Origin of the sequence: Bartonella sp. AD13SXNS (assembly GCF_042196465.1) — a bacterium.
In the GTDB taxonomy this organism is placed as follows: Bacteria; Pseudomonadota; Alphaproteobacteria; order Rhizobiales; family Rhizobiaceae; genus Bartonella.
The window spans coordinates 253,615-270,439 of sequence record NZ_JBHIQI010000001.1 but is presented as its reverse complement, the minus strand read 5'-3'; the positions used below and the strand labels follow the sequence as shown (position 1 = coordinate 270,439).

At 36.9% G+C, this 16,825-nt stretch carries 14 protein-coding genes, 1 tRNA gene and 2 pseudogenes; 7 read left to right on the top strand and 10 right to left on the bottom strand.

Translation table 11 applies throughout. The features are described from left to right. Positions 1 to 318: 318 nt before the first annotated feature. From holA to ACFIMQ_RS00970, 4 genes are all read right to left on the bottom strand, one after another. On the bottom strand, positions 319 to 1,359 hold the full coding sequence (gene holA, locus ACFIMQ_RS00985; protein ID WP_375703211.1) for a DNA polymerase III subunit delta: 1,041 nt from the start codon (positions 1,357 to 1,359) through the stop codon (positions 319 to 321). Between the two features lie 4 nt (positions 1,360 to 1,363). Continuing rightward, positions 1,364 to 2,158: an ABC transporter ATP-binding protein gene (locus tag ACFIMQ_RS00980; RefSeq protein WP_375703210.1), complete on the bottom strand. Its 795-nt coding sequence runs from the start codon at positions 2,156 to 2,158 to the stop codon at positions 1,364 to 1,366. Continuing rightward, positions 2,151 to 3,047: an ABC transporter permease gene (locus tag ACFIMQ_RS00975; protein ID WP_375703209.1), complete on the bottom strand. Its 897-nt coding sequence runs from the start codon at positions 3,045 to 3,047 to the stop codon at positions 2,151 to 2,153. Before ACFIMQ_RS00975 ends, ACFIMQ_RS00980 begins: the two co-directional genes overlap by 8 nt. Positions 3,048 to 3,110: 63 nt before the next feature. Continuing rightward, a complete protein-coding gene (locus ACFIMQ_RS00970; protein WP_375703208.1) occupies positions 3,111 to 4,088 on the bottom strand; it encodes an ABC transporter substrate-binding protein in 978 nt (325 codons plus the stop codon). 186 nt (positions 4,089 to 4,274) lie between these two features. Between ACFIMQ_RS00970 and ACFIMQ_RS00965 the strand changes: the two genes are divergently transcribed. From ACFIMQ_RS00965 to ACFIMQ_RS00955, 3 genes are all read left to right on the top strand, one after another. Then, a tRNA-Gly gene (locus tag ACFIMQ_RS00965) sits at positions 4,275 to 4,349 on the top strand. Between the two features lie 336 nt (positions 4,350 to 4,685). Next, positions 4,686 to 4,850, top strand: coding sequence for a hypothetical protein (locus ACFIMQ_RS00960; RefSeq protein WP_375703207.1), 165 nt, complete (start codon positions 4,686 to 4,688; stop codon positions 4,848 to 4,850). A gap of 84 nt (positions 4,851 to 4,934) precedes the next feature. Next, positions 4,935 to 5,414, top strand: a complete 480-nt coding sequence (locus ACFIMQ_RS00955) for a GNAT family N-acetyltransferase (protein ID WP_375703206.1) — start codon at positions 4,935 to 4,937, stop codon at positions 5,412 to 5,414. A 462-nt stretch (positions 5,415 to 5,876) separates the two neighbouring features. Here the strand turns inward: ACFIMQ_RS00955 and ACFIMQ_RS00950 are convergent. The 3 genes and pseudogenes from ACFIMQ_RS00950 to thiD all read right to left on the bottom strand — a co-directional run. Then, positions 5,877 to 6,029, bottom strand: a pseudogene (locus ACFIMQ_RS00950) (DNA adenine methylase); the annotation flags it as partial. 646 nt (positions 6,030 to 6,675) lie between these two features. After that, a complete protein-coding gene (locus ACFIMQ_RS00945; RefSeq protein ID WP_375703205.1) occupies positions 6,676 to 7,251 on the bottom strand; it encodes an NADPH-dependent FMN reductase in 576 nt (191 codons plus the stop codon). Between the two features lie 12 nt (positions 7,252 to 7,263). Continuing rightward, the gene (thiD, locus tag ACFIMQ_RS00940; RefSeq protein ID WP_375615702.1) at positions 7,264 to 8,121 is read right to left on the bottom strand and encodes a bifunctional hydroxymethylpyrimidine kinase/phosphomethylpyrimidine kinase; all 858 of its coding nucleotides are present in this window, start codon (positions 8,119 to 8,121) and stop codon (positions 7,264 to 7,266) included. Between the two features lie 130 nt (positions 8,122 to 8,251). Between thiD and ACFIMQ_RS00935 the strand changes: the two genes are divergently transcribed. The 4 genes and pseudogenes from ACFIMQ_RS00935 (at position 8,252) to ACFIMQ_RS00920 (ending at position 13,006) form a co-directional block, all read left to right on the top strand. After that, positions 8,252 to 9,052, top strand: a complete 801-nt coding sequence (locus tag ACFIMQ_RS00935; protein ID WP_375615701.1) for a lysophospholipid acyltransferase family protein — start codon at positions 8,252 to 8,254, stop codon at positions 9,050 to 9,052. 1,027 nt (positions 9,053 to 10,079) lie between these two features. After that, the gene (locus ACFIMQ_RS00930; protein WP_375703204.1) at positions 10,080 to 11,171 is read left to right on the top strand and encodes a D-alanyl-D-alanine carboxypeptidase family protein; all 1,092 of its coding nucleotides are present in this window, start codon (positions 10,080 to 10,082) and stop codon (positions 11,169 to 11,171) included. Between the two features lie 639 nt (positions 11,172 to 11,810). After that, positions 11,811 to 11,924 (top strand): annotated as a pseudogene (locus ACFIMQ_RS00925) (integrase); the annotation flags it as partial. A gap of 20 nt (positions 11,925 to 11,944) precedes the next feature. Beyond that, the gene (locus tag ACFIMQ_RS00920; protein ID WP_375615699.1) at positions 11,945 to 13,006 is read left to right on the top strand and encodes a CobW family GTP-binding protein; all 1,062 of its coding nucleotides are present in this window, start codon (positions 11,945 to 11,947) and stop codon (positions 13,004 to 13,006) included. 894 nt (positions 13,007 to 13,900) lie between these two features. Here the strand turns inward: ACFIMQ_RS00920 and ACFIMQ_RS00915 are convergent. The 3 genes from ACFIMQ_RS00915 to ACFIMQ_RS00905 form a co-directional block, all read right to left on the bottom strand. Next, positions 13,901 to 14,650 carry a L,D-transpeptidase family protein gene (locus ACFIMQ_RS00915; RefSeq protein WP_375615698.1) on the bottom strand — a complete coding sequence of 250 codons (750 nt, stop codon included), beginning with the start codon at positions 14,648 to 14,650 and terminating at the stop codon, positions 13,901 to 13,903. 40 nt (positions 14,651 to 14,690) lie between these two features. Continuing rightward, positions 14,691 to 15,647 (bottom strand): acetyl-CoA carboxylase carboxyltransferase subunit alpha, encoded by a 957-nt coding sequence (locus tag ACFIMQ_RS00910; protein ID WP_375615697.1) that lies wholly within the window; start codon positions 15,645 to 15,647, stop codon positions 14,691 to 14,693. Between the two features lie 77 nt (positions 15,648 to 15,724). Then, positions 15,725 to 16,663, bottom strand: a complete 939-nt coding sequence (locus ACFIMQ_RS00905; protein ID WP_375615696.1) for a site-specific tyrosine recombinase XerD — start codon at positions 16,661 to 16,663, stop codon at positions 15,725 to 15,727. Positions 16,664 to 16,825: the final 162 nt, after the last annotated feature.

Genomic DNA, 16,825 nt, shown 5'->3' with positions numbered 1-16,825 from the left:
TGAAAGGGATTACGCTATTAGGACTCTCTGAGGACGTTTAATATTCACCACATCCTCATACAAAAACACCGAAGGCGTAAAATTTCACCTGAGCCTTATATTACTAACCTAAAGTACAGTGTTTTGCGGCACAATAAGATAATAAAACTGTATCAAAATTGTCTTTTGAAGGAAAGTTTTTATCAAACTTTCAAGCTCTAAAAACGCCTCCTCAAAAATACAGCACCTTTAACCTCTACCTGATAACGCAAGAGCTGTAATTGCTGAAAATGTCTCTGTGCTGTACTTAAAATAAAAAATCATAATATTTTTAAAACACTAAGCGGCCATCTGGCGTCGTGCAATAATTGTAAGCCCTAACAAAACTTGACGAATGATAGCTTCGCCCAAAAGCGGATTTTTACGGCTGTCTAAAACAGCACTCTGAATTCTTTCCATTGCATAAGAAATTTGTTCTAACTTCCAATATTTTAAAGCTTGTTCAACAGTTTTTTTCCGTTGAAAAAAAATAGGAGGACGTGCTTGAGAAACCACCGTAAAAGGCGATTTTCCTTCAATCTCTACCTGATAACGCAAGAGCTGTAATTGCTGAAAATGCCTCTGTGCTGTACTTAAAATAAAAAAAAGCGTTCCTTGTAATGCTACATGTCGGTTAAAATGCGCTTCAAAGCCTGATATATCGCCCAATAAAAGAGCATCAATGACTTCATCTTGAGAAAGAACACTTACATCACTTACAACAGCTTTCACATCTTCAAGAGTAATATGAACATTTTCAGCGTAAAGACAAAGCTTCTCTAATTCACCGCGAGATACAAGACGATCCGCCCCTAAACTTTCATGTAACCATCTACGTGCATCCAAAGAAAGAGTCTTCTTAAATTGTCCTAAAACCTCATCAATTAAACTGTCAAGAGAACGCATATCATCAGCAAAACAAGGCAAAGCCATTGCTTTTGACGCTGTTTCAACAACATTGCGCAACCCTGTTCCTTTTTTTAAATCCCCTGCCTCAATGAGAATAAAACAAGCTTCTGGTGGATTCTCAATTAAAAGCTTTAAAGCAGCAAGAAAACCTTTTTGGTTAGCCGCATTAGAAATCCATATCAAACGATCTCCCCCAAAAAGCGATAACGTACGCGCTTCATTTTCCAAACGTGCAGGATCTTTATCAATTTCAGCAGCATCCAAACGAACTGTTGAAAATGGATCTTCTATTGCCACCCGTGTAAGCTTAGCAAAACATTGTGCACGTTCACAAATAAGACCACGATCTGTCCCATAAATGAGAACAATAGGAAAAGCACGTGAAAAACGCGTTAGAAATTGATCAACTTCATGTGCTTTTTTCTGAGCCACATTATTAACCTATTAACAGTTCATCATCATCAAGAACTTCCCCGCGAACTTTCTGAAACATACCAATTAAATCATTTACATCCAAGCCCTTACGCTCTTCATAACTCACATCCAAAATCACTTTTCCACCATGCAACATCAATGTGCGATCACCAAAATCAAGAGCCTGACGCATAGAATGGGTCACCATGATAGTCGTTAATTTTTTCTCTTCAACGATTTTTTCAGTCAACCGCATCACAAAATCAGCCATTCCAGGATCAAGCGCTGAGGTATGTTCATCAAGCAATAAAACATCCGCATGTGCTAACGTTGCCATCACAAGACAAACGGCTTGGCGTTGTCCACCTGATAGACTATCCATAGGATTATGAATATATGCTTCAAGACCAATGCCTAATTGAGCAATTTTTTCTCGAAAAAGTTGCCGTTTCTCATGGTTTAAAGCTGAACGCAAACCACGACGGCTTCCTCGAAGAGCAGCAAGAGCCAAATTTTCTTCAATTGTTAAAGAACCACAACTTCCCTCTAAGGAATCTTGAAAAACACAAGCAATCTTTCCCGCGCGTTCACTGACTGATTGCCCAGAAACATTTTGTCCATTAATAACGACTCTTCCTTCTGTAGGAAGCGTTGCACCTGCCAAAACACTAAGCAAAGTGGATTTACCAGCACCATTTGAACCAATAACCGTAACAAAACTACCCTGCTCAATTTTGAGGTTAATATCAATTAAAGCCTGTTTTTCCAAAGGCGTTTGCGGTTTAAATGTGACCCCAACATGAAACAACTCAATCACGTTTACGCCTCCTCCAATAACGTGGCACAATAAGAGTTAAAACAACCAACAGCGAAGTAATCAACTGAAGATCTGTCGATGTATCAATACCAATACCATTTGCTTCAAATGCAAATTGCACCGCTACACGATAAAGCACAGACCCTACAATACAGCTGATTATAATCCAAAAAATATTGCGCGTACGAAAAAGAGTTTCACCGATAATCACGGCTGCCAACCCAAAAACAATAGTTCCAATTCCACCGGTAATATCTGTTGCGATGGCAGTTTGAATATAAAGAGAACCACCAAGGGCAACACATGCATTGGAAAGCCCCATACCAAAATAAATCAATGCTGATGTATGAACACCTTGCGCCGTCGCCATGCGTGGATTAGCGCCCATTGCACGCATAGCAAGACCAATTTCACTTTCCAAAAAGCGCCAAATCAAAAATGCTACAATCAGCAACACAGTACCAACGAAAAGAGGACGCACAAAAATATCAGACAAACCAAACAGATTATAAAAGGGTGTTAAAGCTGTATCAGCAAGAGCTAAATTAACATTAGACCCTCCCATAATTCCCATAATACGAAGATTAACCGTATAAAGTGCCGACATTGTTAAAATGGAAGCCAAAAGATTCAAAATGCCAAAACGCAAATTCAATAGAGCTGTTAATAAACCAGCCACCATACCTGCACAAAAAGCGCATGCCATAGCTGTCCATGCATTGAAACCCAAAAGAATCAAAACACCACAGACACAGGATCCCAGAAGAAACGAGCCATCAACTGTTAAATCAGGAAAATCCAAAACGCGAAATGAGAGATAAACCCCTATAGCAACAAACGCGTAAATAAGGCCTAATTCCACAGCGCCAGAAAACGCAAATATATTCATATAAAGACAATCCCCATGAAAACTTAACGTATTTTATTGCATCAACATCCTATTAATAAAAAATTATTGAATCACTTTTGTCGCACGGTCAATAACTGCCTGCGGAATAATAATCCCTGCTTTTTTAGCTGCTTTCATATCAATTCGAATGTCATTATTAGCCGCCTGCACAATATCAATATCACCAGGCTTTTCACCTTTTAAAATACGTACAACTAACTTACCAGCATCAACTCCTACATCATAGAAATTCACACCTTGCGTCATAAAAGGCCCGCGTCCGATAGTATTCGCATCAACAGTAAATACAGGCATATTTGCTTCTTGTGTAACCTTTATTGCACCCTCTAAAACAGATAAAATCGTATTATCAGCAGGAACAAAAATAATATCTACCTTACCGATTAAAGCACGTGTTGCTGCCTGAACATCTGAAGGTTTTGGTGCCGATGAAGGAATGATTTCAATTCCTGCTTTTTTTGCTACATCCTTTAACACCTTAAGTGTTGAAACAGAATTTGCTTCAGAAGCGTTATAAAGGTAACCAATTTTTTTCAAATCTGGTTTTACTTCTTGCAAAAGTTTAATGCTTTCTGCAACATCTATACGATCAGAACTCCCCGTCATATTACCACCAGGTTTGGTAAGCGAAGAAACTATTTTAGCTCCGATAGGATCAGAAATCGCTGCAAAGACGATAGGAATTGTTTTTGTTGCCGCAAGCATTGTTTGAGCTGAAGGCGTGGTAATTGCTACAATAACATCGGGTTTATCACCAACAAATTTACGTGCAATTTGCGTTGCTGTTGAAATATTGCCCTGCGCTGATAAAAAGGTAAGTTGAAAATTTTCACCTTGCTTATAACCATTTTCTGCAAGAACATCTTCTACACCCTTACGAACGGCATCCGCAGCAGGATGGATCATAATTTGTGTGAGCGCAACTTTAATGTGTTTAACTTGGTCATCCGCTTTTACAACACTGTTCATCATAAAAACAGCCGCCATAACAATCCCAAATATATTTACTCTCTTCAACATTATACTCCACCCCTCTCCATGCAAAAATTAAAAAAGGAATGATTTATTACTGAAGAATCTTATAAAATCAATCTTTATTTCATTTTATCGAAACATAGACAAAATAAATCAAACAGAAATGATATTTTTTTGTTGCAATTCGTAAAAGCCTACGCCATACAGACAAGATATATATCGAATCGGTGAGCGGGTGTAGCTCAGGGGTAGAGCACAACCTTGCCAAGGTTGGGGTCGTGGGTTCGAATCCCATCGCCCGCTCCATTGAATTTTGTATTTATTCATTCTTGTATGAAGTTATAGCTTGTCATCGGTTGTTGTAGCTGTATGTAGCTTGCCAGTGGGTTTTGTATCAATTTATTTTTTTCAAAGTTTTTCTAAGATTCGTAATTTCTTGTGAAGCATCCATTGGATTGGGAGCTTAGATCTAAGATAATAATTTTTAACTTAGACGAATTTTTTACAGCCCCCGTATAAAAGATTAATTTAGAAATGATGAGCAATGAAAAGAAAAACAAATGTTAAACAAATCAAAAATTGACTTATCATTAGAGAATAATTTTTTCAAAAGTACGTTTTTTACCAAAATTGTGCCCTAAAATGAAGATTGTTGATTTTTCAAATGGCGTGTCTTCTATTAATTCAACATTGGCTTCAGATACATTCAATATTATCTCTGCTAAAAATTTACAAGAAACTATACCTGTAGAGCAGGCAAAATCTATAATCGATTCCTTTAATGCGCTGAAACTACCTTTAGCTTAGTGGGTTGGACTTCATTCGTCTCATTATAAAGTTGATGAAGTTCTCTTATCTATTGGCTTAGAGCATGTTGAAACAGAGGTAGGAATGGCAGCTTTAGCGCAAGATATAGACTCACATGTTACTTCTATGCCAGATAGCTTCAAAATCAAGGAAGTTAAATCACTTCAAGATTTTAGAGATTACGGAAATGTTATGGCATCAGTATCCGATCCTTTTGATGAAGAAGCAGTTATATTTTATGAAACAATAGGAAGCTGTTATAAAAAAGATCCTGATGTAGAGATGTTCGTTGGTTATATAAATAACAATCCTGTAGCAATATGTTTTTGTATTAAAGCAGATGGAGTTGGTGGAGTGTATGATATTGTCACCAATCCAGATTTTCAAAAAAGAGGTGTGGGGACATTCATGACAAAAATTGCTATTGAGCATTTAAAAAGAAAAAGATGTCATGTTATTGGTATGCAAGCCTCTCACGAGGGAATTAGCATTTATAAAAAATTTGGTTTTACAAACTTTGGTGAATTTAAAATTTATTCCAATAAACACATGATCATTGAATAATGAATTCTTTTTCGCTCATCAACTAAAAGAATTTATTATTTTCAGCAGAGCTCAAATATGATCAAGCAATCGATAAAACCAAGGACGCTTGGCCAATCCCCTTTAATAATGATAGTGAAAAGCTAAAATCATTACAAATATAATTGTTTTAAATGACTCACTCAAATTTTCTTACTTTTATGATTTTCAGGATCATTGTCTTAAAAAAGATATCTATCACAAATCTAAGTTGAATAAGTAAAAATTTTTTATTTGATATGATCTATAATTTACTGATTATTACTGATAACTATGAAGAACTCGAAGGCAAACATTTAAAACGACAGTTGCATCATAGTTTGTTAGATGGTTAGTCTGTTAATTAATTAATAGAAAAAATTTTTGCTTTATACAATAACCAAAGGAGCTTAAAAAAACTTTCAAAGATCATTTAAAGCCTCTTTCATGAATCTTTTTCTTTTCTCAAAAATCACAATTTGAGATGATTGATTCTTGAACCGGAGACGGTTTCTTTAAACCACATGATTAAGATGTATTCACCTCTTTTATCTTAAATTTGCTAAAGGTTTTTTGGATCTGAAGGACATCATTGAGAGACAGTAGAAACTTCCCCTTAGGTATGCAAAGCATGAAAAACAATTCATTCTGAGCACTATCATAAAGCGATCAGTAATCGGCTTTTATATTGCCCTCTTCATAACAAGTATCTATGTTTCAAAAAAATATACAAAAAACGAACCCAATTCGCCATCTCAAATAATTAAAATTTTAGTTCATGCATAACCTTTCATTGCATCCAATACCTGTTGACTTATCTCCTGATGGGTAAGCCACCGCCATCCATTTTATGTTGTTTTTCGTCCTAATTTAACAGATATAAAATCAACTTTATTTTTGCGCGCACAATCAACAAGCATTTAATCATGAGAATCGAAACCAAAAATATGAAGAATACATGGTGGATTAGGTAAAAGAGCCAACTGCTCAATCAACGCGCAAGAAAATGCATGGGCAGGTGAATAAATCTATAATATGCAAATTTTAACCCACGCCATTGCATCACAGTTTCTAAAAATTGTGTCTGAGAAGTCGTACAATAATAATCCAACGGCACACACATATAGTTTTTTTGCAATACCTCAAGCTGATCCTGATGAGAAAGAAAGCGCGCGCCGCAATAATCACTTCTTGTGGCTTTAGCGACTGACACAAAGGAGCAAGCATCCCCGTGCCACCTACCACTAAATAACGATATTTCTCATCATTTTTTATCATCTCTCCCAGCTTTTTGATTTAAAAATGCACACATTTCATCAGCAAGCCGCTCACAACGTGTCCGTACCTCTTTGCTTATGACTTTCCATGCACGACCTTCATCATCTGATGTAAAATCCTCTTTAGCCGAAGCGACTTGACATTGTAGCGCATACCCATAAAGCGTACGCACCACCGGCAACAAATGTTCACACGGTTGTGCACATCTTTTTGCCGTACTCCCATGAGAAATAAGCCCAACCGGTTTACTTAAAAAGGCATCATAGGCTAAATGATCAAGAGCATTTTTTAAAACACCAGAATAAGATCCTTGATAAAGGGGGCTAGCGAGTATAACACCATCAGCTGCTGCAATTGTTTTAACAAATTGGCGGACGGCAGTACTTGGATTAGCCTCTACATGATGGTGATAATCTGGATCAGCAATCGGCAAAGGCTGTTCACGTAAATCAACCCAATGAAGAGATGCACCACGCGTCAATAGGCAATCAGCCAAGCAGTTAGCTAAAGCTCTTGTTAACGAGGGTTGACGTATAGATCCCAAAACAATCGCAATATTCAATAGGATTCTCCTTTATTTTTCATCCCATAGTTTACAAAAATGGTGAAGCGGCCCTCGCCCTTTTCCTACTTGCAAAACAGTTGAAGCTGCTAAAGTATCATTGAGATAATCTTTTGCTTGTTTAACAGCGCAAACCAAAGGTGTTGTCGGTAAAAGTGCTGCAATTGCAGCTGCAATAGTACAACCTGTACCATGATCATTGGTCGTTATGATACGTGAAGCTTCAAGTATAACAAGGTTTTCACAATCACAATAAAGATCTGGACTAGAATAATCGTAATTTTCTGTACTATTTCTGGTAAGCGTATTCAAATGCCCTCCTTTTAACAGAGCGGCATGGCACCCTAGCGCCAAGAGTCGTGGAGCATATTGATACATAGTCTCTAAAGACCATTGCACTTCACCTCCCAATAACAGTGCAGCTTCAGGCAAATTTGGTGTGATCAAAGTTGACATCGGCACAAGAACATCACGCATAATTTCAATTGCATCAGACTTTAAAAGAACATCACCACTTTTTGCAACCATAACCGGATCAAAAACAATGAAACGCGCTTTATGATAAGCAAGACGTTCTGCAATAACCTGTGCAATTTGAGCATTTGCAACCATACCAATTTTAACGGCATCAACATGGATATCCTCAAAAACAGAATCAATTTGATCTGCAACAAAAGAAGCATCTAATGCCTGAAAAGAACGCACACCCTGAGTATTTTGTGCAACAACAGCTGTAACCACACTCATACCATAAGTTTTCATAGCTGAAAAAACCTTCAAATCCGCCTGCATTCCAGCGCCACCAGAAGGATCTGTTCCCGCAATAGATAAAATCCGTGGAATAAAAAGTTTATCTTTTTGTAATTCCATTAACCTCTTTCCTTCTGTTTTTAAATATCGGAAAATGAGTTACCGAAAAAATAGATGCTTGAGAAAACATAAAGAAGATGTTTTCTCATGTAAATTATATTATATATGAAAGTTCTCTTATAGCTATAAAATGGAAAATGTAGTGCTTATCCTTCGTTCTGTTCTTTTTACGTTTGCTTTTTATACAACCACTTTCATACAAATGATTCTTTACGCTCCCGTTTATTTTTTAATGCCACGTAAAAAAGCATGGATTGTACCTAAAACATGGGCGCGCGTCACACTCTTTTTGCAAAAATACATCGCAGGCACAAGTTATGAGATTGAAGGTTTAGAAAATCTTCCCAAAGGAGCCTATATCATTGCTCCAAAGCATCAATCAGCTTGGGAAACTTTCAGTCTTGTTCCCTATTTTGATGATCCCACTCTCATTTTAAAACGTGAATTGATGTGGATTCCATTGTTTGGTTGGTATATGGCAAAAACACAAATTATCCCCATTAACCGTACAACACCCATCAAAGCCTTAAAAATGATTATACAAAAAGCAAAAGAGAAAGTAAAACAAGGGCGCCAAATCTTGATTTTTCCCGAAGGAACACGCCGACAACCCGGTCAAGAACCAGATTATAAGTCAGGAATTGTCGCGCTCTATAATGAATTAGGGCTTAAAGTAGTGCCTATTGCACACAATGCGGGTTTATATTGGCCACGCAATAATTTTCGCCGTTATCCTGGAACAATCCGCGTTCGTATTCTTCCCCCGATAGAGGCTGGTTTAAGCAAACGTGATTTTCTAGATCAACTGGTCCAAAAGACTGAAAAAGCCTGTGATGAACTGCTTCTCTTAGCAGCTCAAGATCCTACCCCTCCTCCTATGCCACCATCCGCTGTTCAAAAACTTCAAAAACTAAACCAAGACACTCATTAATTAGAATAATGCATCGCTTTGTATATTGAGCGGAGTATAGGGAACAAAAATATAAGAAAAACACTTAAAATTTCCTCATTCAAAATTATAAAAAACGATCAATGTATAAATTTTTTGAAAAAGAAATCTTCTTATCTTGAAAATCGTTTAAATAATAAACACAACATTGACAGCAAATAATAAATGCCAACATCTTTCTCCATAAACATAAGGATGAGGTTTTCTGTAAGCTTCATGTTATACTTCTTACGAGCGACGTCTTAAAAGAAACATAACGACTAATAAATATTTCTTTAAAACAGACACATGAATCGGCAACGCAACAGTATTTTATTGTGAGCGTTTTGCCTTGCACAAGGAACGTATTCTCCTATTAAAGTAAGTACATAAAGGAACCGCATAATAAGGACTTTATACTTATGCACAAACAATGCTAAAAATGCTTGACGGAGTGGAATTAGGAGAAAAATAAACAACTTCTTTAAAGAAAAGAGATAAATAAACAATATAGCATCGTATTACTTTTATGTATAAAAAATTGATTTATAATGATAAATAACTTTTCATATTAAATAATAACTCCCAATATAGTAAAATCAGCTCATTCTCCTCCTTCTCATATTGAATCTCATTAAAATTACTTCCTTGTCTGTCATAAGCAAGGTTCATGTATAGATAAAAAATACCTCATAGGCCATCTCAAGTGCCAAGAGTTGTCCTAACACAACCTAACAGAAGAGCGAGCAAAATGTATGATTATACCGGCTTGTTCCTTCCTGCGAAACATCAATTCTCCCAAAAACCTGAAATCTTGCACAATCTTCATTATTTAAAAAGTATTTCTTGAGATACTTAAGCTATCAAACCAAATTCAAGGGGAAAATGAAGATGAGTGTTGGTTTTTATCCCTGAAACACAACTGATACAGCAATTAACCATCTGTCCTTTCAATCCTGGACTCAAAAGCTTTGTGTGTTACATTAAAATAATTCTAAATAACGAATAAAAAGGAACTCGATTTAAATTAATGAAACATCTCTTCTATAATTTATTTTTTTCTTTCGTTTTGAGTTTATCCAGCGCTTCTGCTCTAGCGCAGCCTTTTATTTCTGTTGATGTTACAACGGGGCATATCTTAAAACATAATCAAGCTTTTGAGCGTTGGTATCCTGCTTCCTTGACAAAATTAATGACCGCTTATGTTATTTTTCGTGCCATGAGCCGAGGAGAAGTTTCACCAAACAAACCTATCACCATCAGCGAATACGCCGCAAAAGCTCCCTCATATCGTTCAGGCTATAAAGCTGGTTCTGTACTCACACTTGATACAGCCTTAAGTATCACCATGGTTAAATCTACCAATGATTTAGCCATTGCCATGAGTGAAGCTGTTGCAGGTTCACAGAAAGATTTTGTACGTAAAATGAATAGCGAAGCTAAACGTTTAGGCATGTTTGGCACCCATTTTGCGAACGCAAGTGGTTTACCAGACCCTCAAAACTACTCCACGGCACGCGATATTGCTCTTTTAGCCGTTCAAATACGTCGAGAATTTCCACAATATGCTCATTATTTTTCTATTCCAGCCATTGATTTTGGTAATAATCGAAAAATCCAGCATAACTCAAACAACCTCATTGGCCGTTTTTATGGGATAGACGGTATGAAAACAGGCTTTATTTGTGCCTCTGGTTTTAATCTTGTTGCCTCAGCCACCCGCAATAAACGTACAATTATTGCTGTTATTCTAGGTGCTAACAACATAAGTGAAAGAGAAGAAAAAGCTGCACAACTTCTTGAAACAGGCTTTTTGCATCAAGGAACCCCTCAATTAACACTAGCAACATTAAAACCTTATGGTAGCAAGATAACACAAGCCAGCAATATGGGAAAACAAACATGCACACCTGAAGCCATAAAAATGCATGCAAATTCATATGATGATCAAGGGAATATTATTCTCACCTCACCTTTTATCACTGCTGCACCTTCTTTTTCTCATCCTTTAGTAGTACACCTCATTCGTACGCCACAGACACCCAAAATGACAGTAAAACCACTAAGAAAACCCCATAGTGTGTCTAAAAGAAGTGCAAACTATTCTATAAAAAAGCCGTAAGCCATAATCTATAATTAATTGTAATTGATTGATTTATAATAATAATTTTGCACCTTATGTCAGAAGCACAAATATCGTAAGGTTTCCTCATTTCAAATCTGTATCTGTCGAATCAATTAAAATCAGTTTCTTGCACATCACCAGTTGGATGAACATAGAGGTAAAATAATTAAAGAAGGGAATTAAAATTCCTCTTATAAGTCTTTTCAAGTACCAAAAGTTATCACAACACTGGTCTCTGAAGAAGTGTAGCGAGTGCCTACGTATACCTTTATAAGCATAAGAATAGTGGTATAATGGATTTATGGAGAGTTTACCATTATATCCCTCACAAGTACCATTATAAATGAGATTAAACATATTAAGATATGTTTCTTTAAAACAACAAGATATTGATTTATAATGATAATTTAGCATTATTCATATTGAATTGAGAGTCCCGAATAACGTAAGATTCTCTCATTTCAAATTTGTTTATCTTGAATCAATCAAAATCACTTGCTTGCACGTCACAAGCGGGGCTAGCCATATGGATAAAAAACTATTAAGAAAGGATTAAAGTAGCTCTTATGAACCGTCTTAAGTTCTAAGAGCTGTCGCGCAACATTGGAAGCTAGCAAATAGTGTGATAATGCCGGCTTGCTTATCTACAAACGTAAAGCTGGTGGTGTTCAATGGCTTTATCGTTATACCATTCATGGTCGGCGCCATGAAATGGGATTGGGTGCTTTAAAAGATGTTTCTTTAAAACAAAACCACGGTTGATGATTAATATGAAAATAAAGCGCATTCCTCTCACGCTTATTACTGGTTTTTTAGGCTCTGGCAAAACAACTTTGCTCAACCGTATGCTAAAAGACCCTCTTCTAACAGAATGTGCTGTTATCATCAATGAATTCGGCGAAATCAGTATTGACCACCTTCTGGTTGAAAAGGCGACAGAAGGAATTATTGAGCTTGCCAATGGTTGCTTATGCTGTAATTTACGCAGTGATCTCATCGACACATTAACCGATTTAATCAATCGCGTCCAAACAGGACAAATCAAACAACTCAATCACATTATCATTGAAACAACAGGGGTGGCTGATCCTGCTCCTATTTTACAAATACTTTTAAGCCACCCACTGTTTATTCAAACATTGTCCATAAATGCTGTTTTTGCAACATTTGATACATTAAGCACGCTTTCCATATGTGAGCACTATCCTGAAATATATAAACAATTAATCTTTGCTGATAAAATTATTCTCACCAAAACAGATCTCACAGCCCCACAAATGCTTTCAAATACGCTCCTTAACACACTTAAAGCCATTAATCCTACAGCACAAATAATTGACGCCCATTCTGAAGATTTCTGCTCAAATCTATTAATAAATAACACATTATGGAATGAAAAAGTAGAAAATACAAAACTTAAACAAAATCTTACGACTACCCTCCATGATCATCCCCCCCATAAAACCATTCGTACCTTTTCACTAAACTGTGAGAGTCCTGTTGATTACGCTACAATTGAAGCTTTTTTAGATCTCCTACAAAACCGTTATGGTGCAAAGTTACTCCGTATTAAAGCAATTATCGCATTGCGTGATGATCCTTATCGCCCACTTGTATTACATGGCGTACAAACATTTTTTCATCCTCCCATAAGATTGCCAGCATGGCCAAAAGGAATAAAACAAACACGTTTTGTCATCATTGCCGATGGTGTTGAAAAAGAAGCGATAGAAAAACTTCTCAATGCTTTTTTTAATAAACCAGCAATAGATACTGCAGACAAAACAGCTCTCTTAGAAAATCCTCTGGTCATTCCAGGAATAAAGTTTTAATTTTTTCTCCCCTTCAATGATATAATATTAAATTCATTGGCACCACCATCTTTATGCTTTTAAAGGAGCAAACCGGCACCATTACACACTTTGCTAATTCCCAATGTTGAAACATCTCTTGGTACTTGAGACGGTTTGTAAAAAGCATTTTAGTCTTTCGTGCACAGTTTCACCCACGCGGCTATCCCCGCTTGTAACGTGCAAGAAAATGGTTTTAATTTATTCAACATGGAACGGCTTTGAAATGAGAGAATCTTACGGCATTCAGGGTTCTAATTTAACTTGAATAACACTAAATTATCATTACAAATCAAATTGTTATGATAAAAAATTTAATACCCATCAATCTGAAAATAGATTGTTTTCTCTCTAAATGCGCTTCATCTGCAAACCACTTCATGTGATTCATTTCACAGACCGATTAGCAAAATTATTGGTTCTAAAATATTCTGCTCAACTTTATATTTATTCAAGCTAATTGAAATCAAAATCCCTGTTAAGAAAAAAACTAAAATCAGACAGAAGCAATATCGCATTTTAAAATATGTGAATGTATCTTATATAACAGCACGACAAGACAATATTTCACAGCATAAAAGAACAAAACTCTTTTAAAGAAATAAAAAGAGAGGTACATTTTATGTTAACTTACTCTTCACTAAAAACGAAGATTGATATCAGTACCGATGTGCAAACAATCCAACTTCTTTGAGAAAATTCCTCTTGGCGTCCCACCTCAATCTAATTTACTAACATAAAGCTCTATGAACAAGACCAACGCTTTAAAATATTGACGCCTCACTTAAAAAAAGCACCTCATGCATAAAGTTATATATCCTATCTCATCACCATAAGCGACAGTGTTTTACGGTACGCAGCAGGATAAAATAACACTCACTGCATCAGAGAAACTGAAGTTTTACCAATATCGCGATTAAAAACGTAACGTTTTTCATAAACTTCAACGATTGGAGGTTTACGATTTTCTTCAAAAAAATCATAACCTTTCTTAAGCATAACCCAGAATTGATAATGAGGATCATTGCTATGACGTGACATATTATCCTCAGTCATGCGGAAAGGAAAAGCTTGTAACTGAAATGCTCTTTGCCCTCCTTTAAAAGCATCCCGTGCAAACGCATAAATTTGAGCCATATTTCTATCACTCATAGAATAACAACCAGCGGAAAAGCAAGAACCATGTACCATAAGATTGCTTCCTGTACGGCCATTTTCCTGATCATAAAGGTTTGGATATCCTATATTAAAAGAAAGATAATATTTTGAATAAGGATTCATTTGGTTTGCGCTAATCGTATAAAAACCCTCTGGTGTCTGAAGATCCCCTTCCTTATATTTAGGACCAAGCTTACCAGACCATTTGCAAATGCCATAGCGCGCCACCAACACAAAAGATCCTGAACGAGATTGCTTCCAAATTTCAGCAACATTTTCTTCCTTAAAAAACCGCATCATAATCGGTGCATATGGGTCTATATTGTACAGAGCCATTCTATTTCGGATTTCCTGCGGAAGAGGTTGCTCAACTTTAGCACGAATAGAAGCTGGTAATCTTCCTTCACATGCCGTCAATATTCCCATTACAAACACAACACACAGAGCGAGGAATCTGTTAAATGTCATCGAATAAAACTCCAATCCAAAACCCCTCACTAAAAATGACTTATACTAGTGAGCGACCAATTTGAAGGTATTTTTCCCTTCGCTCTTGTTTAAGCACTTGACCATCCTTTCCAGCCATCGCTTTTAAAGCCTCTGAAATAACATCACCCGTTGCATCAATAGCAATTTCTTTTCCACGATGTGCTCCTCCTAAAGGCTCCGAAATAATACCATCAATAATCTTTAAGCGATACAAATCTTGAGCGGTAATACGCATATTCATTGCAGCATCTTTTGCACGGGCTGGATCACGCCATAAAATAGAAGCTGCTCCTTCTGGAGAAATAACAGAGTAAATCGCATGTTCCAACATATAAACTTTATTGGCAGCCGCAATTGCTATAGCTCCCCCAGAACCACCTTCTCCAATAACAACGGATACAACAGGAACCTTTAGGCGCAAAGTTGCTGCTGTTGATTGAGCAATTGCTTCCGCTTGCCCACGTTCTTCAGCGCTTACTCCAGGATAAGCACCCGCTGTATCAATAAAAGTGAGGAGTGGCAAACCAAAGCGGTCAGCCATTTCCATAATACGTACCGCTTTACGATATCCTTCTGGACGTGCAGAACCAAAATTATAGCGCAAACGTGTTTGCGTATCGTGACCTTTCTCTTGACCAATGTAAGCAACGGCCTCCCCCTTAAAACGAGCAAAACCAGCTTGAATAGCTTCATCTTCAGCAAATTTGCGATCTCCTGCCAAAGGTGTAACATCACTCAATAAGCGTTTAGAATAGTCCATAAAATGCGGACGATCAGGATGACGAGCGACTTGTGTTTTTTGCCACGGTGTCAATTTTTTATAAATATCATTCAATGCCGTTTGGGAACGCTTTTCAAGACGCGCAATCTCGTCGCTCATATCAAGACTGTCTTTTTCCTGAGAAATTTTTTTTAATTCAAGAATTTTCCCATCGAGATCAGCAACTGGTTTTTCAAAATCAAGATAATTATACATTGTACCAACTCACTCAGTGTCACTTATACACTTATAATTCGCTTTATAAAGTCTTTTTCAAAAACAACACCTTTTCTTTAACGAGCCTTTTGCTCATCGGCAAGTGGATGATGCTCATTGACTAAACGATAAAGTCCCTCTTCCAATACATGGGTATAAATCTGAGTGGTAGAAATATCAGAATGACCCAACAAATGTTGAACGGCACGCAAATCAGCGCCATTTTGTAAAAGATGGCTAGCAAAAGCATGGCGTAACACATGGGGAGAAAAGTGATTACTTTTTATTCCAGCTCTTTTAGCAAGGTTTTTCAATTCCCGTGCAACAACTTGACGGGCAATATACCCTGTTTCTGAATGCGCTGGAAAAAGATAAAGACTTGTTGCATCTTTTCCTTGATCACGCAAATTCAACCACTGCAACAGAACTTGATATGCTTTTTTTGATAACAGCACCATTCGTTCTTTTTTTCCCTTACCACAAACCAAAATACTGTATTCTTTCCCCCGAACAGCCTGCACTGGCAAACTCACCAACTCACTAATGCGTAATCCTGTTGCATAAAGCATTTCACTCAACAACTGAAGACGCAATGCTCGCAAATAATCCTTGGACCCATAAATTGCTTGATTAACCTCCAACTGCGCCAAATCAAGAAATTTTGTCACCACATCTTCACTGATAATTTTGGGCAAAGGGCGTCCTTGGCGAGGTGCATCAATATCATGGGAAGGATCATCTGCTCTTAATCCTTCTGCATAAAGAAACTGATAAAATTGACGCAACGTCGATAAACGACGCGCTTGTGAAGATGCAGCAAAACCAAACGTATGCATAAGCGACAAAAGACCAATCAAATCTTCCTTTTGTGCTGCAAAAAGCGAAACAGAATGGGAGGACAATTCATCTTGCGCCCACTGTAAATCATGTTGATAAGCCGCAAGCGTATGAACAGAAGCACCTCGTTCAGCACTCATCATTTCAAGAAAACGTTCTATCACACTGTTATTTTTCATTGATTCATTCTCAAGGAAAGACTCAATGAATCCAAAGGGACATCAACAGACATATCCACAGTTACAGGCTCAACAAAAACCACAAGAATAATCATTATACTAAAAAGAATAATAAGCAAAATAAAAAGAATCATCAAAAATCTGGTCAATGTTGGCATAAAA